At 42.5% G+C, this 23,029-nt stretch carries 18 protein-coding genes and 2 pseudogenes; 5 read left to right on the top strand and 15 right to left on the bottom strand.

The genetic code is table 11. The annotated features are described in order from the left end of the window. Nucleotides 1-136 precede the first annotated feature (136 nt). From HG66A1_RS30400 to HG66A1_RS30375, 6 genes and pseudogenes are all read right to left on the bottom strand, one after another. Nucleotides 137-937 (bottom strand): hypothetical protein, encoded by an 801-nt coding sequence (locus HG66A1_RS30400; protein ID WP_145193121.1) that lies wholly within the window; start codon nucleotides 935-937, stop codon nucleotides 137-139. Nucleotides 938-1,036: 99 nt separating this feature from the next. Continuing rightward, nucleotides 1,037-2,005 carry a DUF429 domain-containing protein gene (locus tag HG66A1_RS30395; RefSeq protein WP_145193119.1) on the bottom strand — a complete coding sequence of 323 codons (969 nt, stop codon included), beginning with the start codon at nucleotides 2,003-2,005 and terminating at the stop codon, nucleotides 1,037-1,039. Nucleotides 2,006-2,181: 176 nt separating this feature from the next. Next, on the bottom strand, nucleotides 2,182-2,847 hold the full coding sequence (locus HG66A1_RS30390; RefSeq protein ID WP_145193117.1) for a hypothetical protein: 666 nt from the start codon (nucleotides 2,845-2,847) through the stop codon (nucleotides 2,182-2,184). 214 nt (nucleotides 2,848-3,061) lie between these two features. Continuing rightward, a pseudogene (locus tag HG66A1_RS30385) lies at nucleotides 3,062-3,274 on the bottom strand (M48 family metallopeptidase); the annotation flags it as partial. A 44-nt stretch (nucleotides 3,275-3,318) separates the two neighbouring features. Next, entirely contained in the window at nucleotides 3,319-3,897 is a 579-nt protein-coding gene (locus HG66A1_RS30380; RefSeq protein ID WP_145193112.1) for a YHYH domain-containing protein, read from the bottom strand. Between the two features lie 12 nt (nucleotides 3,898-3,909). Continuing rightward, nucleotides 3,910-4,134: a DUF350 domain-containing protein gene (locus tag HG66A1_RS30375; protein WP_145193110.1), complete on the bottom strand. Its 225-nt coding sequence runs from the start codon at nucleotides 4,132-4,134 to the stop codon at nucleotides 3,910-3,912. Nucleotides 4,135-4,427: 293 nt separating this feature from the next. Here HG66A1_RS30375 and HG66A1_RS30370 point away from each other — a divergent pair, with 293 nt between their 5' ends. Then, a complete protein-coding gene (locus tag HG66A1_RS30370) occupies nucleotides 4,428-7,796 on the top strand; it encodes an AAA domain-containing protein (protein WP_197996885.1) in 3,369 nt (1,122 codons plus the stop codon). A 40-nt stretch (nucleotides 7,797-7,836) separates the two neighbouring features. On the opposite strand, the gene HG66A1_RS30365 is transcribed toward HG66A1_RS30370, so the two are convergent. From HG66A1_RS30365 to HG66A1_RS30345, 5 genes and pseudogenes are all read right to left on the bottom strand, one after another. Continuing rightward, entirely contained in the window at nucleotides 7,837-9,177 is a 1,341-nt protein-coding gene (locus tag HG66A1_RS30365) for a hypothetical protein (protein WP_145193108.1), read from the bottom strand. 117 nt (nucleotides 9,178-9,294) lie between these two features. Beyond that, on the bottom strand, nucleotides 9,295-10,020 hold the full coding sequence (locus HG66A1_RS30360; protein ID WP_145193105.1) for an MAE_28990/MAE_18760 family HEPN-like nuclease: 726 nt from the start codon (nucleotides 10,018-10,020) through the stop codon (nucleotides 9,295-9,297). Further along, complete coding sequence (locus HG66A1_RS30355; protein ID WP_145193103.1) at nucleotides 10,011-11,135, bottom strand: DUF262 domain-containing protein; 1,125 nt, start codon at nucleotides 11,133-11,135, stop codon at nucleotides 10,011-10,013. The genes HG66A1_RS30360 and HG66A1_RS30355 overlap by 10 nt, the downstream gene beginning before the upstream one ends. A 19-nt stretch (nucleotides 11,136-11,154) precedes the next feature. Then, nucleotides 11,155-12,477, bottom strand: coding sequence for a DNA methyltransferase (locus HG66A1_RS30350; protein WP_145193102.1), 1,323 nt, complete (start codon nucleotides 12,475-12,477; stop codon nucleotides 11,155-11,157). 5 nt (nucleotides 12,478-12,482) lie between these two features. Next, nucleotides 12,483-12,758: pseudogene (locus tag HG66A1_RS30345) on the bottom strand (type I restriction-modification system subunit M N-terminal domain-containing protein); the annotation flags it as partial. Between the two features lie 264 nt (nucleotides 12,759-13,022). On the opposite strand from HG66A1_RS30345, the gene HG66A1_RS30340 reads away from it, so the two are divergent. Then, nucleotides 13,023-14,291: a DNA methyltransferase gene (locus HG66A1_RS30340; RefSeq protein WP_145193098.1), complete on the top strand. Its 1,269-nt coding sequence runs from the start codon at nucleotides 13,023-13,025 to the stop codon at nucleotides 14,289-14,291. A gap of 314 nt (nucleotides 14,292-14,605) precedes the next feature. Here HG66A1_RS30340 and HG66A1_RS30335 read toward each other — a convergent pair whose 3' ends face one another. Beyond that, the gene (locus HG66A1_RS30335; protein WP_145193096.1) at nucleotides 14,606-16,201 is read right to left on the bottom strand and encodes a DUF6119 family protein; all 1,596 of its coding nucleotides are present in this window, start codon (nucleotides 16,199-16,201) and stop codon (nucleotides 14,606-14,608) included. A 163-nt stretch (nucleotides 16,202-16,364) separates the two neighbouring features. Beyond that, a complete protein-coding gene (locus HG66A1_RS30330) occupies nucleotides 16,365-17,567 on the bottom strand; it encodes a Shedu immune nuclease family protein (RefSeq protein ID WP_145193093.1) in 1,203 nt (400 codons plus the stop codon). Nucleotides 17,568-17,792: 225 nt separating this feature from the next. On the opposite strand from HG66A1_RS30330, the gene HG66A1_RS30325 reads away from it, so the two are divergent. The 3 genes from HG66A1_RS30325 to HG66A1_RS30315 all read left to right on the top strand — a co-directional run bounded on the left by HG66A1_RS30325 (nucleotide 17,793) and on the right by HG66A1_RS30315 (nucleotide 21,182). Then, a complete protein-coding gene (locus tag HG66A1_RS30325) occupies nucleotides 17,793-18,662 on the top strand; it encodes a DUF3883 domain-containing protein (RefSeq protein ID WP_145193091.1) in 870 nt (289 codons plus the stop codon). A gap of 145 nt (nucleotides 18,663-18,807) precedes the next feature. Beyond that, nucleotides 18,808-20,139, top strand: a complete 1,332-nt coding sequence (locus HG66A1_RS30320) for a helix-turn-helix domain-containing protein (RefSeq protein ID WP_145193090.1) — start codon at nucleotides 18,808-18,810, stop codon at nucleotides 20,137-20,139. 239 nt (nucleotides 20,140-20,378) lie between these two features. Continuing rightward, entirely contained in the window at nucleotides 20,379-21,182 is an 804-nt protein-coding gene (locus HG66A1_RS30315) for a hypothetical protein (protein ID WP_145193088.1), read from the top strand. Nucleotides 21,183-21,189: 7 nt separating this feature from the next. Here HG66A1_RS30315 and HG66A1_RS30310 read toward each other — a convergent pair whose 3' ends face one another. Beyond that, entirely contained in the window at nucleotides 21,190-22,086 is an 897-nt protein-coding gene (locus HG66A1_RS30310) for a hypothetical protein (protein ID WP_145193086.1), read from the bottom strand. Nucleotides 22,087-22,124: 38 nt separating this feature from the next. Next, nucleotides 22,125-22,919 carry a tetratricopeptide repeat protein gene (locus HG66A1_RS30305; protein ID WP_145193084.1) on the bottom strand — a complete coding sequence of 265 codons (795 nt, stop codon included), beginning with the start codon at nucleotides 22,917-22,919 and terminating at the stop codon, nucleotides 22,125-22,127. Nucleotides 22,920-23,029 lie beyond the last annotated feature (110 nt).

Raw genomic sequence — 23,029 nt, 5'->3', positions numbered from 1 at the left:
TAAACAGATGTTGAAAAGTAATCGGAGACCACACCACTGATTTGTGTAAAGCAGGTATTAAAATTCTGCAACTCCTAGTAATCAAGTAAGTTGCTCAATTCTTACTTTAGCGTGAGATAAATATATTAAACTATGATCATATTATCTTTGCGATGTTTCTCGCCCATTCTACACACTCAGGCCCGAGCATATCAGTAAACATCTGACTTGTTGTCACATACTTCGATGTAATCTGCTTGTTTGAATCTGATGATTGTTGGTAGTGCTCTTTCTTACTCAGAATGAATTCTAAAGCTTTCACATCGTTTGGAAAATCAGGTGCATCCCACGTGCTGAGATCATCATCAGTTATTTCCCCAATCTGATAATCAAAATAACTGCTGGGAAGCTTCATGAACGGGTTTAAACGCAAACCTTCGTCCACTTGGAAAAACCTTCTTTCACTTGTTAATACATCGATAACTCCAGATTCCGCATAATCAACAGCCTGACATGCAGAGGGGCAGAGCGTTATGCCCATCCACTCTCTGTTTATCTTGTTTGATTCAGTCTCATAAGCATCTATCAGTGCTTTTCCAAAAAAAATTGAATGCTGTTTATTCGAATCTAGCTCAACAAAGAATTCCCCAAACGAAATCGCTCCTCGACATGGTATACCATTGGCTGCAAGGGCAGTCCATACTAACCCCGCAATTGCATATATATCTGAAAACGCCCAACGGCCCCAGCCGACTGGGTCTTGATAAAAGATTATTGTGTCCGAGAAGTAAAGAGTCTTAAATTCTCGAATATACATTCCTCGTTGGTGGAATTCAGCGAGTGCCTTGTTAATGATTTCGTAAGCTTCATGTGCAGGTCGATTCTGCACTACCTGTTTGAATCCTAGTACATCTAAATACAGGAGATATCTCCCATTTTGTAGTTGAAAAATATCCATTGTTAGATTTCCATTAAGCTCATGTTTCTTTTTCTGACAATTTTCTGATCGATTTCTCAATCGATTTTTCTTTGCTGAGAAGTAGTTTGCTAATGTTATTCAACGTGAATCACATTGGACTGCCGCTAGAGTCAATGGATCAAGAATCCATCCTTCGAGAGCAACTTGTTGGCCAAGGCAGTTTAATGAAAATTCTGGAATACCATAAGAAGACCGACCGTCATGAGTGGTTTGATTAGCAGACCAACCTGCTTGAATCGCACACAGAACTGAATCCAGATGGTCTCCCTTACCATCATTCAAGCACTTTTCACGATCTTTGTCGCAAATAAACCGAATAGTAATGCCATATGGATTTTCCTTTTCCAGACCTTCAACGACTTCTTTTCGATTATTGGTGATCTTTAATTTGTCATCTGATTTCTTAGCATCTTTATACTTACCACCGTTGATGAACTTGTCAGCAACAAGACGTGGATACGCTTCTATTAGTATTCGGAGATCATCTGTAGGCCGAACTGGCAGAATAGAAATGCTTGTGTCAAGAAGCCTTTTTGATCCTTCAAAAAACATTCTCCCGACTGGTGGGTTGCACTGTTTGTTGATTTTCATAGGGCTACTCGCAGTGCTTCCACCAAACGAAGCAATTCTGTCGGCATATCTAAATAGAAATACTCGAACCGCTTCACCACTGAGCCGAAATTTCATCCATTGTTCAACCTCAACCATGAATTCATCTGCTGTATCATGAGATTTATGAATATGTTTGACGTATTGCTCCCAATTTGCCGGTTCTTTATTTTTACACCACCCGAAGTAATCAATAGCACCAAGCGGCATCCCGAACGGAAAATCAACTCCACAGATCCATTGTTCATTTTGTTTTGCAAAAAACTCTTCGAGCTTCCCAAACGGTGCGTTTGCATCTCCTGTTAGCGGAATGAACTTTTCTACCAACAACACTGAACCTGTCAGTTCACATTCCGCCACCATTAGAAGTTTGTCAGAAACTCGTGATGGCGAACTAATCACTGGAGCACTCGTGAAATCAAGACCGTAAACCTTCACATCCTTTCCTCCAAATCTGGCTTTCCTATCTGGATTACTCGATACGATGGAAATTCGAAAAGCGGCGAGTCTCCCTGCAAGGCAGCACTCACGGCCTCAGAAGTTTCTTCGCACTTCTCAAGATGTTTCAGTAGATGGTATACCAAGAACCATATCTGACATATTTATTGATACAGTTAAAACATATATGTCGAATCATCTAAACTAATTCCCGATACTTCTAAAGAAGTTGCATCTAGTCGAGGCCAGTCTGTTCTCTCGTAATCCAGAGTATCACGACCTCCAATTGTCAGGGCTCCTTGAGATCGTGATGGCCAATAAACTGCAAACATTTGGGTATTCATGTGTGGGTATATTTTTAATAACTGTGGTGGTCCGCCGATTGTTCGGTGGTTCGCTTCAATAATTATATCTCTCAGTACCGCAAACGGCTCCCAGTCAAGATTACCATCCGGAAACTTATCTTTTGAAAGAAGTATTTGTTCCAGCCGCTTCTTGGCTTCTTGTGGGATATCAATATTCTTGTCTTCGTCAACATCTCCTATAAAAACACAAGTACGTTTTTTTACCTTATAGCTATGAGCGGAGTAGGAGCCAGAGGATTCGTCATATGCAAGTCGAATAACACGGAAACATTTATTTCTCCATGAATATCCGCATAGCAAAAAAGAAGACGCAGCAAGTTCGCGGCGGAATTCTAACTCGCCATCATGCACTTCGTGAACAACTTTACTAAGTATGAAATTAAAGACTCGAACTGTGTGTCCTTTCATTTCATCGAAATCCAGAATACGACGACGAGACTCTGGGAACGATGCAATTGAAGAAACAAGTTGGAGCATTAGAGGGTACGTACGAAGAGTGGACCCTGCGAAAGCTATTGCAGCATCACTTCGTGGTAAGCATAATACTTTAGGACACGCATCCCAAGTCTCGCCGCACCCCGAGAGACGACTATCGGAAGCGAGTACAAGTTCCTGAGAGTCCCCAACGGTTCGTATCCATGCTACACATAGTGTCATTTGACAGCCTTTTATTCGTTGTTGGTTGAGCAGATTACAAACTCATCACAGCACCATTCACTCTTAGCCACTGCTTCCGCTCTAAATAATTAGGCAGAAACTTATCCACTTCTTTCCATAACACTTCCGTGTGGTTGGCATGAATTATATGAGCGAGTTCATTGACGACGAAATATTCAATGATCGCCAGTGGTGTCATGATGCATTTCCAGTAGAAATTGAACATGCCTTCTGTAATACAGGAAGCCCAATGGCGATGGGGGGGCCAGAGCTCTACTCAAAAGGTGTGCTCTATTCTTTTAACTTTTCCAGCATCTCTTTCGCTTCTGTAGCGGCTCTTGTATTTGGATGTTCGTTGATCAGATCCTGAATTCTCTTCTCGGCAGATGAATTCATATTCTTATCCATCAACCACTTTACAACGTCCAACGCCTCTTGTGCTTTTTTCTCTTCCAAATCGTGTTCAAAGGCTTGCTGTTCTTGTGATACTTGATGATCAACTTCTAATAACCTCTTTGCTTTTTCACCAGCTTTCGTGCTTCCGTAGTCACTCACGGTTTCTCTCAAAAGAGTGAGAGCTCTATCAAGTTTTTCCTGAGCCAGTTTTTCGGGATCAGGTTTAATAACTTCAACTTTCTTCGTTGAGACGGAAGACCTTGCTGTGGTTCTTGCAATTGATGGAGATGTAGTTCTTGGTTCCGTTCTAACCAATCGCAAAGTTGATGGAGAGCTCCCTCTCCCGTGGAAATGATATTCTCCAGTCCGGCGGTTGTAATGCCCTCCCTTTGAGTCAGTCCGACCGGAATGAGCGAAAGAAAAATTCACTGAAACGATGAGACAAATGAAAATCCATGAAAGTAATTTCTTCATTTCATCACTCCTCTAAGGATGAATTGCGGCAGAAACAACAATGCCTAAAGAGATGATCATTGAAGCGAGGATGATCGCGATTGGAATATTTCCCTGCTTGACCAGCTCCCACTCATCAACATCTTTCGTAGAGAGATCAAACATTTTGATGGCGATGATAATTCCCAGTCCCATCGAAACTGATCCAACCAAAGCCCACCCAAATGTGATTAGATAAGCCATCCAGATACCACTCATTTTTGGCCCCTTAAAAGATTCTTATGCCACTTGTTTACTCGAAGACGAAGACAGAAAAATTGCGATCAAGACCATAAAACATCCCACATCAAAATTAATAAGGGTTCTGGAATTGAATTCGAATAGAAGCAACTGACTGAAAAGCCAGTAATACTGGTTTAAATAGAGTCCATATAATTGTGCCAAAGGTATTGAATGTATACTATCGAGTATTGCATCAAAATACACTAAAATGATCGAAATGTTCACATTGAATAGAATAATTCAGCGTGATCTTTAGAAAATGGCTTCAAATGGATGATGAATTCGGTGACGACTTTGACGATCCAGAATCGATGGAAATCCCTGATTTTGAACCAGCGAGATTCAACTCTGATCTAAAATTACCAGAAGCAGATCCTTCTATTCTGGATGACGCCAGTTATGCCGTCAGACAAGAGTTCCGAAACCAAGCAAAATGGCAAAGACTCTATTGCAAAGAAATCAGCATCCTATCCGAGCAGAGGCGGGGAACAGTCTATGCAATCCATTTAGATGGTTCAGTTGAGTTCGATTGGACGTGGGAGGGGGCTTTTGCTTTTCGGCCCCAGTCACTTGCTGACAATGAAGATTCTCCTGACTTCTATCACGAGAATATCGCTCACGAAAATGAAGCTCTGTGGTCCGGCGAAATAGTAGAAGTCGATGAGCAGAATAACTGTCTATTCATTACGCTGGGAGATCCAGAGCATCCTCCACACGCAGGAGCTTTCTTTGTTCGACCTTTTGAATTTCTTTCAGTTCTCGATGCGGTCTACAACGAACCCGAATTTGGAGAAGTCAGGAAAGATCTACCAGCCAGATTAGAAGCAACCAAAGGTAATATTCATCCACAGATTGCAGAATCAGACTCAGAAGGACTTCCACATTTAAACAACTTATGGAAGCACTCTTGGGGTATTCTGTGGGGGCCTCCGGGGACAGGTAAGACATACACCACTGGATTGCAAATCGCATCAATATTGGATGATCAAACAGAACGTATCCTTGTTGTTTCGACAACCAACAGAGCAACCGATGCTGTCGCACTCTCGATTGGAAATGCAACAAGAACAATTGATACAACTTACTTGGAGAATGGAAAGATACTTCGAATTGGCAAGGGAGCTTCTGCCCAGAAGTTCAAAGCAAATGATCTGGAAGAACTGTTGGAAGGCACTGAGTCAGAATTGCTTTCAAAAGTTGAAAAGCTGACACAGGAGCTTAAATTAACTGAATCCTCAGATGATAAAGCATTTATCAGAAAGCAAATCACAGAACTGCAGTCGAAAACAAACGATCAGAGCAAACTCATATTTTACGATCCAGATGTGAGAGTCGTTGTTTCAACAGCTTTCAAGGCGATGAGCTTTCTAAACGATTCCACGATCAGGAAAATGATTGAAAATAATGAAGCACCATTCACTACTATCTTCATTGATGAAGCTGGTTTGATATCACGAGCAGCGGTTGCTGCATTGTCATTACTCGCCGCTAAACGAGTTGTTTTAGTCGGTGATTCGAAGCAACTAGCACCGATCAGTCGCATTACTAGAATTCTGACAACCCGACAACAGACATGGCTGGCCAGCAGTGGTTTGAGCCATCTGGATGACATTGAAGAAACTCCATCAGCAGTTCATGTCCTTTCAGAACAGAGAAGGATGCACCCAGATGTATGCAAAATCGTTTCACATTACCAATACGATGGGTTTCTGAAAACAGCAAAGGAGACGATAGACCGAGAATCGTTACTTCCTACATTTATTTCAGATTACTCCAGAACAATCTGGTATGTACTCGATGAGGAAGATTCTGATCTAATCTCGATTCGTGCAAAGAGAGGTCCGGGCAACAATAGCTGGATGAGATCCATCACTCCTGACATATTACAAAAGTTGTTCTCGGATTCTTCTATCAGGGAAACTAAAGGATTGTTTATTTCTCCATTTAAGGCACAGGCTCAAGAAATTTCGAAACTGTTTTCACAATGGGATCTTCCAAACTGGGAAGCGTCAACAGTTCATAGTCAACAGGGGGCAGAAACCGATATCATAATATTTGATACAGTGAATGCCAGCAGTTATAGCTGGCCATTCCAAGAGTGGAAACGGCTTACGAATGTGGCTCTGAGCCGAGCCAGAGAAGCTCTCATCGTCCTTGCCAGTCGAAGCGAGATAGAAGAACCCTATCTGAAATCACTTGCTATGGAATTGACTCCAAGCATACTGGCCCAGCAAGGTGCAACCGTTCGCTGGCAAAAAGTCGATCTTAAAGCGGGCAATACTCATAATTCTGATCATGGTCCATCAAAACAAAAGGAGCAGGGGACCGATAATTCGCTTGGGGGCCAAATAGCTAATAGACAGTCGATGAAACCGATTCTTTCAGAAGAACAACAACGGCTTACAAATTTAAAGCTAGATGGAAAACCCCGTCTTGTACGTGGAGTAGCTGGAAGCGGAAAATCCATAGTCCTTTGTAACTGGCTGGCAAAAACTGTTAAGCGAATGAGCGACACGAAAGAGTTCCATGTGTGGGCGGTTTATGCAAATCGTTCTTTACATAAACTGCTACGGGAGTCAGTAGAATCAGCATGGAGTTCTATGTCTGATGGAGAATTATTTGATCGCAGTGACTTTCCGTGGGAATCAGTATCTCTCTTGCACATTAAAGATGTTCTCACAGAAATATTACCGATTGCTTCATTGACCATGAATCGGTTCGAATTTGATTATGATCGTGCAGCGGAAGAGTTCCTAAATTGTCATGATAACTCTGAAATGCTCCCACGCTGTTCGGCTTTATTCATTGATGAAGCTCAGGACATGGGACCATCAACATTGAAACTGTTGCTATCGCTAGTGGAACAATCTGATGCAGAAGATCCCAATAGTCGTTCAGCACACATTTTCTACGATAATGCCCAGAACATTTACGGTCGCAAAACACCGAAATGGACAGAATTTGGCTTGGATCTGCGTGGTCGCTCAACAATCATGCGTGAGAGCTTCCGTTCGACCACGCCAATTACAGAACTCGCAGTCAACATTCTTGATCGCCTCACTCCGAAGGACAAAAGACAAGATCAGCAGGAGTTGATCGAGATGGGTTTGATGGAACGAACTCAGAATGGATCAAAAGAATGGTTGAAAATCAAATACAACCAGATTGGCGGACCCGATCCAATTTTTCATTCATTTGATGATCGACAGACTGAACTGGACGCTATTTTCAGACACTTAAAGCATTTAATCACAGTCGAGCAGATCTCGCCATGTGACATCTGCCTGATCTACAATTCAAAATCTGTCGTCCAACTTCTTGAATCCAAGTTAGGACCACTGTTGTCTGAGATCGGTGTTGAATTATCCATCCAGACCAACCGAGCGTTTGAACGACGACCTAATACATTGATTGTGACAACATCACATTCTTACAAAGGGTATGAGTCAGAAGTGGTCTTTATTCCGTGCGTGGATCAGTATGTGACTGGGGATGGAGATATTCTTGCCAACAACTTGTATGTGGCGATGACTCGTGCCCGATCCCTGCTGGCTATTTATGGAGTGAATATAAATCATGGTCCGTCACAGATGCTGATGGACACGATTGGGCAATGTGTCGAGTTTCAATATCGATGACTCGATGATAAATATCATGTAATATTTTAATTCAATTGAGTTAAGCGGGAATAGCCTCGAGTCCAGCTTTTACATCCTTGAATCCATTCAATATTTCCGCTTTTACTTTTATATCCTTTGCCATAATCCCCCGAATTCTTAATTGGTTGTCTAAACGTTTCTTTATTTTTTTTGCACTACCGTGATTCTGGGAAACGATTCGAACTTTTATTTGCCTACCATTCCTCGATTGCACTCCTTTTTGAATGCATTCGAAAAAGTATGTATCCTGTTCAGGGAAGCTGTATCCAATAGCTACGATGTTATCACACCACGAAAAAGCTGCTTTAATAGCATGGTGTGATCTCTTAATAATCTTTTTATCATATAGTGGTGAGACTATCATTGATTCAAGCAATTCTTTTCGCCCCGGCATCGTCTTCTTGCATTTAACACAACGCCTATTATCTGATGCAAATGCTCCAAGTCCCGTTTTGCGAAAAGTCCAAAACCAGTTAACGTGTGCTCGTTTGCAATTAGGACAAATAAGGAAATGTAGAGATCCGTGGGGTTTAATCAGGACTAAGTCACTCTTCGCCCCTCTCGATACTGGATACCCATTAATCCCCGCTACTGTCATACCTCCGTAATGCCAGCTTCGTGTAAAATAATTGAAAATAGCTTCATCAAGCATTGTGTCGTAATTGAAAGATATGACACGAGCATTTTTCTCAAGGATAAAACTTTCTACGAGTTTGGAATACAGATTATTATTTGCAAATTTAGTATGGGCAGCTTGGTTATATTCGGACAGGGTATAGAAATAGATATCTTGGAGTGTTTCAAGCGTTTCATCTAATTTTCTACGAGCAGATTTGCAATCATAAAAACCGTGATGTTTAACTAATGATGAGGGTGTGATATTTCTGACTTCTGCAATCAGTTCTTCAGGATACTTTGATATTAATTGATCAGGAGTAAGTGATAATCCAATTTCTTCAAGTAGGGTTGGTAGTAGTTTCCAACTATTCCAGAGGTACTGTATTTTTGCCATAACATTGTGTTCGGGAGTTAAATAGTTCCAGATGTCAATGTACGAGAGAGCAAGGCGTGAATCTCTTTTGAAGCTCCTGATTTTATTAATACTTGGAACTTGTGGGCTATTGCTAGTTTTTCCCAAACAGAGCCCCATATATCTGGGGTCATTTTTTCGCGAGAATGTTTTCATTTTACTTGTGCAGAGAGCGATCGATTTGTCAAAGAAATTAAAAGACATTGGAAAATCATTTAAATGTTGAGAAGCTCCCGCACCAAATATCCACACAGTTTTGGTGTCTTCATTGGCACCAACATTACTGGTGCAAAAAGTTCGAACAGTTTTTATTGCATTTCTTTTGGCCACAAAGATTTCTCCAGATACTTTATATGTCTGGGATAAGAGCTTCTACGAAGCTTGCGTTGCTCAACGACGTTTCTTCAAACACCCGAAAGCTGCCAGTCGATGTCACAAAGATCTCTATTAGATGAATTCCGTTCCCACTTCTGATGGCGTGGAATCCACCTGCTTTTCAAATCGACGTTCACGGAGCGACTCAAAAATTAGTATGACGATACGCCTCATAACACCTACAACTGAGGACTCAAGATTAGAATACGAGTCCACAGGAACTCCTATTCTTGAACTTCCATGTGCAATGTCATTCCGCCGACGCAATAACTCGTTTATGGTTCCTTCCTCTGATTTGAATTCTTCGTGTGAGAATCCAAGCCGAAACAGATTCTTTCTCACTACGACGGGTTTGAGGTTCGATTCTGTGTCAACAACATCATCAATTGGGATTGACACAATCGTCGACAACGCATCGTCGAGCCTAGCCACAAACTCCGAATGCCGTGCAAATCGGTGTAATTTTGTGTCATCAGGTGCGGGATTCCGAAAGAAAGTGCATTTCCTGTGCGGATCAGATAACGATGTAAACAGATCATTCATGCTGGCTGCAACGAGTTGTTCGACAGCATTTTTACACATTATTTGTTCCTGATTGATTGCCTTTAGATAAATACTAAACGCTGCCTTCCAGAAACCTTCAAAGTGAGCATAGAGCATTACAACTAGGCACTGGCAATAGCGTTCTTTCTCTTCTTTACTATCAAGTTCACTCAACTGATTGCGAAAAAAGCGAATCTCATTAAGGCGACGGCTCATCTCCTCCTCAAGCTCGGCCCTCACTTCTGCTACGTCCATTTCTCTGCTCCTAGGCGATTCGAAACAAAGTCGATTCGCTCTGTTAGTCTATTAAGGAAGTTTTTCCCTCCTCCTGTTGTAATTTCTCGAAATGCATCGTCACGTTTAATTTCCCAAATACACTTAGAAAGTTGCTCCATTTGTTCTGCGTTATCGGGATCGAGTGCATCAAGATGCGGTTGTAACCCTAATGAAAATGCTTCAAAATGATATACTCCAAACGGTAGTGTTCTTCCACGCTTGTCTACAATTGCAAATGCATCTTCAGCCATCGATGCATTGAGGATGCGGAATGTTTTTTCAAATATGCCACGCTCAACGTTGTAGTCCAGAGTAACCTCTGTGACTGAGGAATCGGCCACTGCTTCCATATATTCGGTGAGATACTCAGCCACCTCGTGTACGTAATGGTCCCTCCAATTCTTGAAGGCGAAGAACCTCAAGACGAGTTCTTGATCATATCGCTCCACCATACGCTGTTGATTAACTGGAGATATGGTTTTTACGAAGTCGATATTTCCTGTGCAATCAATGAGAAACTGGTTGACCGTGTCATCGAGAAGTCGAATTGTGCAGTTTCGAATTTCCTGTTCCGAAAGTACGGAGCCTCCTTTGTTAAGCCTCTTGAACATGTGATAGCGAATTCGACTTTCGCTTTCTTTTCTGATGACTTCTACTCTAATCGTATGACGCTTTAGTTTTATTTCTAAAGCCCTCGGTAAAGTCTCGTAAGTAAACCCGTCAAGTCCTTTTACAATGTCACATCCGTCAAGAGTGAGCACAACGCCGGGAGTAATTGCTCGATGTTCTGCGTCCAACTTGCCTCTGAAATAGAAGTATGAGGAAATTCGCTGAAGTCCATCGATTAACTCGTATTTCCCATCAGTGATTTCAATAACGAAAATTGGTGGTAATGGAAGTTCCAGAATCACGGATTCGATAAAACGAGATGCCTGCACCTCAGTCCAACGGAACAGTCGCTGGTACTCAGGTGCAATAATCAATTCCTCATCCTCGTACATACTGAGCAATTCATTGAAGGAATAATCCTTTCCCTGCGTCCGAACTTTCGCAACCTGTTCGTCTGCTGCCTGAATGAGTGCAGCGTGATCCATTATTGGCATCGTTCTTGTCCTATAATTTGCTAAACCAAAGTGCAGATTCGACTGCGATGTCTGAAGTTCTATATCGCCGGGATCGGCTGTTCACACGCACCATGTTTCGGTTCCATTCAAAGTCATTCCGCCCCATAAGGGTGAGCCCGTGTATATCGGCGATGTCTGTTACGAACTGAGCAAGGTCAGCATGAATTTCCTTGTAATACGAATCCTGTACCACCAAGACACAATTTCCATTTGTGACTAGCACACGTGAAATCTCTCCAAGCGATTTATGCATATCGGAAAAATACTGCCTAAACAGCTTATGGTAGTAATTGATAGACCCTTTCGACGGATGGTTTGCTACAGCTTGCATGAATCGCTCGCAAGATTCACCATACGCTTGCGGTGGAGGAGAAGCCGCCCGTATTGCTGGAGCACCCAACATCGATTTTCTGAGTTTGGCAAAGTCTTTTGAGAGAGACATTTCCAATGTGGCGAGCTCTGGCTTAGTCGCAACCGCATAGTCGATGCGAGTAAGGTATGGTGGGGATGTAACAACAGCCTTGATTGAAGAGTTTTTCACGGGTAAAGATTGTGAGGGTGCAACAGTAATTGTTGGTCCAGAGCCGTGTATGGGCTTTTTTAGACCTCTGTTAAATGCGTCGGAAAGCCTCAAAGACATCGCTTGAATTTCTTTTTGAAACCTGTGAAAAACAATCTGTTCTGAAGGACGGACTCGATTTTGAGGTGTTTTGGGTGAGCGAATCCACGTCGGGTTGGAACCAAGAAATGGTGAAAGAAATGAACGGGTAACGCGGAACAAAGCGGTAATGAAAAATGCAGCAAGGGTCGAAAGCCCTGAAATATGATCAGCTCGACATGTGGGCATTGAATCAGATTCCACTAAGACCTTCCAAATTGCATGATGAATGCGGCGGATATGATATGCACTAGAGGGGGAGTACCACTCACTCAATGGGTCGTTCTTGAGCTCGAGTGATAGTGTGCGTGCTACATTCAGCAATTCCTCTGAAAGTGGAAGAAGGCTTGGTGCCGTTCCGGGATCAAGGAGTGCACTTTTAGCTGCAATCACCATAACTGGGTTGATGTCACAACCAATGGTCGTCGCTCCCATTCGATAAGCAGTTGTTGTTGTTGTCCCACTACCGTTCCAAGGATCGAGAATGGAATCGCCCATTTCAATGGCAAGTGATTTTAGTGAATCGAATACGAACCCAGAATTGTAACCTGCATAGTATGGAAACCAATTGATATGAATCGGGTGTTCCGAACCGTGTCGCTTAGGATTGCGAGGAGCAAAGCGTGGCGTTTGATCGTTACCATTCTTGGTCATTACGCCCCCTCCCAGATCTTTGAAAGCGAAAAGAAGCGAGCATTAGGAGGGAGATACATCACGCCTTTAGACTGATAGTCTTCCTTTCCGATGGCTCGTCTTCCAGACCCTTTACCCTTTAATTCCTTCTCAGCGATTGTGAATTTGTGATCTGCATAGCGGAGGAAAATGAGTCCCAGAACTGGGGTGGAATATTCAGACGACCGGAGATTTGAATTTGCCCGAAATTCGTCCGCTGCATCCCACAGTTTTCGTTCAGTTTCAGAGTTGTTATTTGCCATAAGTAGTTATTTTTTAATTAAATTGCGGAGTTCTAATCCAAAGATCTGACAATTGTTGAAACAGGTTGACAAGTTTACAATGGTAACTGTTAATGTGATGATTAGCAAGTATTTATGAAGCGTGGAAATGACAGAGATACTTTTCAGGTTTCTATTTATAGGACTGTGGAAATTGGACATATACAAAACCTTGATTTCAATAATCATCAACACATACCTCCCGGAAACACAATATACCCTGATCAAGTTCGTTGAGAATTGAACATGGCAAAGAAGAAATCCGGATCCAGTGCGAAGACCAGTGGCACTCCCAAATACCAGCCAATGCCTGACCTTTCTCCTGACGAATTCGAGCTTCTGAAATCTGATATTGCAGAGAACGGTCTCCAATACCCCATTGTTCAAGATGAAGAGGGCATCACGCTCGACGGTCACCAACGTGAGCGAGCCTTGAGAGAACTGAAAATCAAGAATTACCCAGTTCAAGTCATAGGGGGCCTAAACGAGGAAGAGAAATGGCAATACGCACTGAGCGTCAATGTTAAGCGTAGGCACCTCACATCAGCCCAAAAACGTGATTTGATTAAACAGGAACTCAAACGCACGCCCGACATTGCCAATAATTGGCTGGCGGAAATTATTGGAGCCGACGTAAAAACAGTTCAAGCAGTTCGCCGAAAATTGGTCTCAACTTTGGAAATTCCAGAGTTGAAAAAGCTGAGAGGCAAGGACGGAAAACATCGCAGTGCACGATACAATCAGATCATTGCTAATACCCCAAAGGAACTGGAAATTGCACGATCAGTGATTTCTGATTTGCCGTCTGAGAATGGAAGAATTCTCGACACGATCTCGGCACAAAGACGTGCCAGACGAAACGTTAAGTCACTCGCCCGGAACATTAGCAGCGTCGTTAAGCCATCATCTACTAAGGACATTCGCCTGTATCATTGCCGGTTTCAGGATCTTGAGAAACAGGCAAAATTAAAGAGAAATAGTGTTTCACTTGTATTAACAGATTTTCCGTACAATAAAGAATTCTTGCCGCAACTATCCGAACTGAGCAGTTTTTGTAATCGAGTGTTAAAACCCGGCGGCCTGCTAGTTACTTATAGTGGCCAGTATCATCTTCCCGAGGTGCTGGAGCGTTCAGGGGAACACCTTACATACCGTTGGCAGATGGCCTCAATCTGGAGTGGCGATTCAAACATGATTCATCCATTGCAGATTGCTTCCCAATGGAAGCCAATTCTCATTTTCTCAAAAGGAAAATGGAAGAAAAAGAAACGTTGGTCTGATGTTTCACTGGTTCAAGAGAAAGACAAATCTTTGCATGACTGGCAGCAACATGAAACTGAGGTCGAGATGCTTGTAAAATATTTCTCAGAACCTAAAGAGCTTGTTTGTGACTGTATGGCTGGCAGTTTTACGACAGCAGTGGCTTGTCGTAGAAATGGCAGAAAGTTCGTTGGGTGCGATGTTGATGCTGAGTGTGTTGAGATTGGTCATTCGAGGTTGGAAAGGGAGAAGTAGTTGAGCAAGAGAATCTATATTCCCCAGTTTCGTGACTGTAATCTGAATTCATACTATCTATCAGTAGAGAATTTACTGTTCGGAATTGTGTATTGCAATGTATTTAAGACGTAGGATATCCGATATTTGTTGGGCTGCGTTCCAGCAAGGTAATAGAGGATGATCGTTGGTCAGTCCTGACAATGACACACGACTACAGAGATCACTTGAGGTCTGGTGGCGTCGATTGTGCCACAGAATAGGTCGTGTTTCTGGAGGATCCTTCGGGAAATACTGCTGGAAGGGACAGGGAAAGGCTAATAATATTAGTTTAATCACTCCGGTGCTTCCACAAATTGGAAGGAAACTTTAAACCCCATGATGCGAAGATCTTTGGCAGCAAGGTGCAAAGTCAATTGGCTGAAGAACGGAAGCTCATTGATGAATTTACCCCTCTTTTTCCCCATTACAACATAAACGACTTCGAATTTTTCGGGCGATGGGCGTTTTGGGGGAATCTTTTTCCCAAACTTAGTTGCAATTGTCTTTAATTTCTCTTTTGCTCCTGCACGAAAAGATTCATCTTTCAAGAATGCCTCAGCCGAGTTGCGTCCTTGGGCGAACAGATGACTTAATCCGCTTGATCCATGAGCACGACGTTTGACGTGAATAAACTGTCGGGATTCTGAAAACAAATCGCAGACTTCCATTTCAGAACCAGCGTTGTCGCACCAAACATTCTTTCGGTCCATCAAGGCCAAATCCACATGGTTGTTCGCACAGTCTTTGAGAAAGTCTGCCTCAAGCTTGAATGTGGTCGTTGCTGGTATAGAGGTATTTGCATCCGGTATTACTTCAATGTCATCACGAACCTTATCAGCAAACTCCTTTGCGATTTTGTACCACTTCCCGTCCCACAAAACGTACACCGTAGTCCCCTCCTTGATCTCGCAAATCAAACAGCGATAAGCCGACCATTTATCCAGAGGTTCTGCATCATTTACACGACGAAGAAATACACGGTGCGATTTAAGGTTCTCAAGCTTTAGATTTTCGAAGTCTTTTCCCGAGGAAAGATAATCTTCCAGTAGCATTTCGTCGTGTACATCTCCTTTTGCACTGAACGAGTAGCCTGAAAAGTTGTCGAACGAGATGATATCCGGTGGAGACATATGGAGACCATTAATGTTTCCTTTCTGAAGTCTTGATAAAAGTTTATCGTCCAATTCCGACTGTTTAGTCGCGTCTGTCACAACACTGAAATCGTCGTATCGGGGAAACGCCTTTTTATAATCTTTTGACCGATATACTTTGATGCATTCCCGACATTGATTGGCCAACTCCTTGAAGTCGATGCGAGTATGAACTCCAAATCCACCTTCGGATCCATTGATTCGTCCGCCGAGGCTGCTTCTTTTCGCTTTGCCAGTGAGCGACTTGAAGCGTTCGCGATTTACGTCGATCTCAAACGCGGCAAGGCTCGACTTATGACTTACTTGAATTCTCTTCTGTACAACCATCTCACCAAACCAATTTACATCGATCTGGTCCAGAGTCTTGGGGTCAACCGCATTAAGAGTCGAGCGAAGCCCAAAGTCTGTCTCATACGCACTGTCCTTCAGGAGATAACGTCCAGTGCCGAAAACCAATGCCACAATGCGATTATCAATTTTCAGGAACAGGACACCAGCGTTTGCTATAGACTGAATTTTTGGCAACTTATCTGTGACTCCAGATTGAATGAACTCTGCCCAATCTGGTGTGCTGCGTACTGATGGGCGAAGGTAGAACTTGCCACTAATCCCCGGTGAAGTTTTTAGGGAATACTCATTTACGCTCACGCCAGTCCGAAGAGCATCCTTAAACTTAGTCACGGAAGATTTAAGCAAATACATTCGTAAAGGCTGTATCTTCTTTTTCTTTTTTGCCATATGTGAACACCGTTTCTAAGCATTGGATGCTGTATCGGCCCCGAAATTCACTGTTGATGACAGACCTTGTCCTGTTTCACGATTCCCGATGATTAATCATTTATACTCAGGTAGGTGTATCCGGCAGTTGGGACAAATGATTTGCTGATCGTGATAAATACTTCTAAGAGTCGAGTCGATCACGAAGTGCCTTCAAGTTGTCAAGAAGATCATCAAAACAAATCACGTCGATGTTTTTCAGGCTGTCATTCAATACACGGAAGTCTTCCCGCATCTCTTCTGTGTTAAGGTTGGATCGTTTCCCAGCAATAATGAATCCGCGTGGTCGAACGATCTGTGCTTCTACACTCTCTTTTCGAAGCTTACTTTCAAGTTCGTAACGATGCCTCTGGATGCTCGACATATATTTTTCAGTTTGAGTCGTCGCACGAGAGATTTCAGCGTGCCAGTAATAATTCTTCCGACCGTTATCATAACTCAGTAACTTGGTCTGTGGCTTCTTGATCTCGTACACGTCAAGATAGCCGTAGGCGTCAATCAACATAAAATCAGGGTACTTCCCATCTAACTCGACGCTTTGCTTTTCAATTACGTGTGCGTATGTATTTAGAAGCGTTAGAATGTGGTCGTGTAAAAACTTCTGCCAAACATTCTCCGAACTGGAACCTTTGAGTTTTTTTTCAAACTCAATAATGATTTTGTCCAGATAGACTTTCTTGCTGGTGTTGATTCCATCGGTGACGATCTTCACTTTCTTTGCGGATCGCAGGCTGAACTCCATTTCTTCTACTAGGTCAGGAAAAGCCGCCTGTATTGCAAATCGGTCTAAGTCCGATAGGTTTTCAACAACGTCTTGATCAGCGAGCATTTCGGCTATCTTGTTAGGACGATATTTGAACGTATCAGAAGCGGTTCCGGTGAATTCCTTTGGAAACTGGTCGATCAGGAAATCTTGCACCAACGTTGTGATCTCATTCCTTCGAGTTCGCTTTACATCCGAAACTTCGCGATTAATTTGCTGCAATTTATTTGCGTTGATCGTTACAGTAACGCGGTTATTTGTTTTCTTCACTGAAGATATCTGAGTTGCCGACAGTACAACTAAGAGTTTGTTTCCATACTTTGAATGCAGAGGCTCAACCAATTGCCCACCGGAAACCTTAAAACCAAAGCCTGTCGGATAAAGTGCTTTTGGGAAAGTTGAGAACCCATCGAGCTCCACCTTCTTTAGATGCTTGTACTGAGATGAATCGGTGTTAATGTTGTACTCGCCGATCTTTTTATCTCGGTCAAGCCAATAGAGGAGTGTCCCGTCTTCACGTCTTTTTTCAACAACGTTGCGTACTGTATTCTTTTTCTTCGCCATTTATTATAGCTCTCTCTCTTGAAACCACGTTGGACGATAGAGTTGAACAAGGCTTTATTTGAATGATAGTTTTCTGTTTTATTTCTCACTTTAGTGATTTCAGAGATCTGGTTCAGTACATGAAACTACATTGCCCAGAGAGGGTAGACATGCTTACAATACTACACGGAATTCACTGCATGAGCAAGAACCTGTAAGAGGGATTAATCTAGGTACAAAATCGACATGCCGAAAGAATCTAAACCAAGGCAAAAATGGTCTGAAAAAGAAGTCCAGCTCATCATCAATGATTATTTTGCGATGCTCCTAGCAGAGATACAGAATTGGTCATATGACAAAACTGAGCATAGAAACCTGCTGATTCCCCAGCTATCAGATCGTTCGAAAGGCTCAGTTGAATTCAAACACCAAAACATCAGTGCCATATTGGTCGAGCAGGGATTGCCATACATCGATGGTTATAAACCACGGGGTAACTATCAGAAGCTTCTAGTAGAGGGCGTCGAGGAATATTTAAACAATAACCCACACTTGATGAAGCTTTTCGATACTTCACCTGTCCTGAATCCAACACAGTCAAAGAAAATAGATTCTTCGAATATCAACAGAATTATCGAAGCCCCACCTGAGAAAATCATTTCACCAAAACCATCGGTTAAGCCGTGGCTTTCCCGGAAGGGTAAGAGAATCAATTTTGCTGAACGTGATGCAGTGAATCGTAAGCTTGGCAGTCTTGGCGAGAAGTTCGTTTTCGAATTGGAACAACATCGACTGAAACTGGCTGGTAGGGACGATCTGGCTCAGAAAGTTATATGGGCATCCAAAGAATATGGCGATGGACTGGGTTTTGATATTCTGTCATTTGATGAACAGACAGAATCAGAACGAATGTTGGAAGTGAAATCAACTGGTCTTGGGAAATACTTTCCATTCTTTTTAACTCAGAACGAACTGCTCTGTTCGGAAGACATTCCAGAGCAATTTCAGCTTTACAGGGTGTTTGATTTTGGAAGATCACCACGGATTTTCATTCTGAATGGATCACTCAGAAGTCTTTGCAATCTTGATCCTGTTTTGTATCGAGCCACCTTATAAGAAAGAATGGTATGAGATACATCACAGCCATCGTGACTTTGCTCATGGTTGGGAAAGCCATGGTGTCGAACCAATAATGCTGAACCCTTTAAATGAAGAACATCATTCTAATCTAAAATAACCCCTGATAGGCCAGAATATTTTCATGAATGACTTCACACCAGATGAATTGAAACGACTGATCGAAACAAGTGGCGAAAGCGACAATATAGATTTCAAAGGCCCAATGACATGGGACAAAAGCACGCAATCCGCAAAACTAGCCAAAGTAATTGTTTCATTCGCAAACTCACGTGATGGAGGGGCCATTGTTATTGGTAGGTCGGAAGTAAATGGACAGTTTGAGATAACGGGACTTACAGAAGACGAAGCAATTTCTTTCGAAACGACTAGAGTAGCCAGTTGGATCAACAGTCGTTTTTCCCCACCAGTGCGTCTGGTGTGCAGTTCTATTGAATATGAATGTAAAAGACTCGAAGTTATTTCGGTAGCTCAATTCGAAGACATACCAATTATCTGCACCAAACCATTACTCGACCCAACTGATAGTAGAAAAGAATTACTGAAACAGGGGACTATATATGTCCGAAATCAAAATGCTGAGTCCGCACCTCTTAAAACCGTTGAAGAATTTCGCACGTTGATTGGTCTTGCAACATCAAGACAAGGAGATCAAATGCTCTCAATGTTCGATTCGATTCTCAAAGGTAAACCTATTCTTCCTGTTGAGAATCACCAAGAAAGATATGAAGCAGAACTTAAAAGAATAGAGAAAGGACTCGAAGATGTTATGAAGGACAGAATGGTGCTGGGGGGGTGGAGACTTGCCATACATCCTACAACATACGTTGAAGATAGATGGAATGATAGCGAAGAACTTGAAGCAGTAATCCAAAAACGATCTATTCGAATTCGAAGTGAGTTTCCCCCAACCAGAAATGGGACACACTTGCGGGAGTGGGGGATATGCAATGATTATTATGGAGAAATCTGGACACTCACGCATTCTGGCATGTTTGCTCTTTGGCAACCATACCGCGAGAACAGTTATAAGTATGAATGTCAATGGCGTGGTTTAGATGGCACCCCATCAATCCCGGATATTGAACCCGGAGGGTGGATTGAATTTAAACTAAATATGGACCTTGTAATTGAAATGTTCATGTTCATTGATCGATTTATTGAGGAATATGAATTGGGGGGAGATTTTGATTTGAGTTTTGTTGCCGATTCTCTGTCTGGCAGAAAATTAGTATGTCGAGATTCCCAAATAAACTTTTCACATCGTGACCCAGAACCATGTAGAGCGAATCGCTTTGAAATCGTAAAGCAGTTTAGGATTGAAGAATTTCGAGCAGAATGGGAATCGATATGTGCCGATACAATTAAACGTTTTTTTGAGTATTTCCCAAATTCAAATATCACGAAAGAAGTAATCCTTGGGTGGATTGAAAGATTTAAGAGACGAGAGTTTTGAATTGTTGTTATTCGCCATGTTTATAAGACTATTTCTGACGCTGATAGGTTACACAGGTATAATTTGTTCCTTCTTCCGTTTCTGAACGAGCTTCTGGGAAAGACGATAAATCATTGCTATGAGCAAAAAATAATTTGATTGCAATCACTTCCAGACCAGTATAATAAGACAGCCGTCCGGAGCAGGCACACGGACGGCCTTTTTTATGAATTGATCCAATTCAAGTGATCCATCTAGCCATGATCAAATTAGCTCACTGTGCCTCCATCATCATCTGCCTGCACATCACAGCCCCTCTTGCATTATGTGATGATTCCGATCTCATTCTCCAGCTCCCCAAACTCCCCAGCGTCCACTCAGTCACTTCCACACCAACAAAATCCAAACCCAAACAGATCGTCATTCATTTGTTGAATTGGCACTTCGTGTCCAAAGAGGATTATGCCGCTGATATCTCAGATCTATCAGATGGCAAAATGACAGAAGATGAAATTGATAAACGATATTTTGAGTTCCTGAATGATGTGGAGGCAGTTCAGAAAGAACAAAAACAGATCCTACGTTACCTAATTAAGCACCACAAGGTTCGGTCAGTTTACATGGAAGGACTGACAGAGAAGAATCTGAGTGCATTCAACAGATTCATCAAGACGCTTCGGGAATTCGAAGTCCCAGATGGTGATGGTGCTTTTGATCTATTCTTAAAGGAGCAGTATCGGCGGGACTGTTTACAGATGGGAGCAGCCGCTCAGTTGCAAACTCAGGGTTTGTTAGAGTCAGTCTTGCCTCTTGAAAATGCTGAGGCTTTTGAAGCGGCTAATCCATTTGGCACAGATGGTAAGATTCGCTTTGATGAAGCCGCAGAAGAGAAACGTGAGGATGTGATGGTCAAGATCTTAATGAAGGGGCAGGGAATCAAAGTGATCGTGTTAGGTGGCGGGCATGACCTGTCGAATAATTTGAGGCGGATGAAGATGGATTCGGTTCAGTATGTTCGTGTGAGATCGAAGCAGTATGAGAGGGTTATGGAGAACCAAGAATAAATATTATTCATTCCTTCCCCAAAAGCAAATCAACAACCCAGCACCCACGTGCATGAACTGTATGTTTACGGCAGTGATCCAAAATGTCTTCGTCTTTACAACCCGCTTCTTCAAGAGCATCAGCTAATAATGGCATACGCTCAAAATCTCGATTGTCATAGATCTCTTGGGCCAGTTGGGGGATGTAACCATCATTCCAGCGAAGCCATTTTCGTTTGATTTTCTTCTTGTGTGATGTTTCGCCCAAAATATCTTCTAAAAGTTTCCATTGGAAAGCACGTTCAGCACGCCGGGCAATCATATGAGGATGGTTAAGGTCTACCTGTGGTACTTCTAAAGCTTCATCAGAGTCTTCGTAGGCAGCTGCATAATATGCGTCACTATCATAAGAAAGGAAAGTAGCGGCTATTCGAACAGATAGTTCAGAAGCATTCGGATGGGCACTCACTGCAAGAGACGAAGCAAATGCAGCACCACTCCCTATTTTTACGGCTGCACTGTCAAAGTTAGGATCTTCGTCTGGGGTGGGAGCAGAAGCAGCAACAGCTGCATATAGATGACCAACATCGAGTGCAGTATCTGCCATTGCTTCCTGCTCACTCTTAGCCAGTAATCCATCTGCATATTTCTCAGCGACTTCAATCGCATTTTGAGACACCTCCCATACGTCCCCCAGATCGCTGCCCACTTGTAAGGCAAATTCGATCACCATTTTGGAGACTCTACCTTTATGATTATCAGGAAGAAGTCCATAGGCATGACGACAACACGCACAAAGAAAGAGTTGACGTTTTCGTTCACTTTCTTTAGAGATCAAAAAATCGTATCTCTTCTCAGTATCTCTACAGTTTATCCATTCAGTTTCGTTCATAAGATCTAATTTAAACACTTCGTTGAATTTCATCTCAATGAAATTATTGCTCGTACAAAAGACACGTCACTCTAAGGAGATTCTCCCAATTTTTTTAATTCCTCTTGTGCTTTTTTATGTCCCTGCCTAGCTGCTTTGCGAGCCCACTCCACCGCCTGAGCGTGATTTTTCTTAACACCTGCTCCATTAAAATATATGATTCCTAAATTATATTGTGCATCGGCATAGCCTTGTTCAGCCGCTTTGTGAAACCATTCCACCGCCTGAACATAATCTCTCTTAACACCGTCTCCATGAAAATACATGACCCCTAAGTTATGTTGTGCTTGGGAATGGTTCTTCTCAGCAGCATTTCTTAACCACTTTTCCGCCTCAGTATAATTTTTCTTAACGCCGGTTCCATCAAGATACATGACGCCTAAATTGTGTTGTGCATCAACGTTACCCTGTTCAGCAGCTTTTCGATACCATCTTGCTGCTTGTTTATGATCTTGCTTAACCCCCATCCCATTATCGTACATGACTCCTAAATTGTTTTGTGCAACTGCATTTCCTTGCTCAGCAGATTTATGATACCACTTCACCGCTTTGGCTTGATCTTTCTTGATCCCTGCTCCATTCTCATACATGACGCCTAAATTGTTTTGTTCTACGGCATCCCCTAGCTCAGCAGCTTTAAGGCACCGCTCAAACTCCTGACGTTCCTCCGGTTTCTCCTTCTCGGATTTTATTGAGGTGGAAGCTGGTTTAGCTAGTGGATCGGATTTTTGATCATCCTTACATCCGTTAAGCACACTCAAACAAAAAACAAATGTGAGAACGCCAACAGTAGGGCCTATCATCTCGTTCCACTTAACTCGACTCATACTTAATTCTCTCAGCCAAATTCAATCGAAGAAAACTCATGAGATTCAATTTTGCAGCCATGTGAGACATATGTCAATCAGTATTGAGAGAGCTTCTGGATGCTGGTTGT

It is taken from the genome of Gimesia chilikensis (genome assembly GCF_007744075.1).
In the GTDB taxonomy this organism is placed as follows: domain Bacteria; phylum Planctomycetota; class Planctomycetia; order Planctomycetales; family Planctomycetaceae; genus Gimesia; species Gimesia chilikensis_A.
The sequence above is the reverse complement of the archived record's forward strand: the minus strand, read 5'-3'. Positions and strand labels throughout refer to the sequence as shown.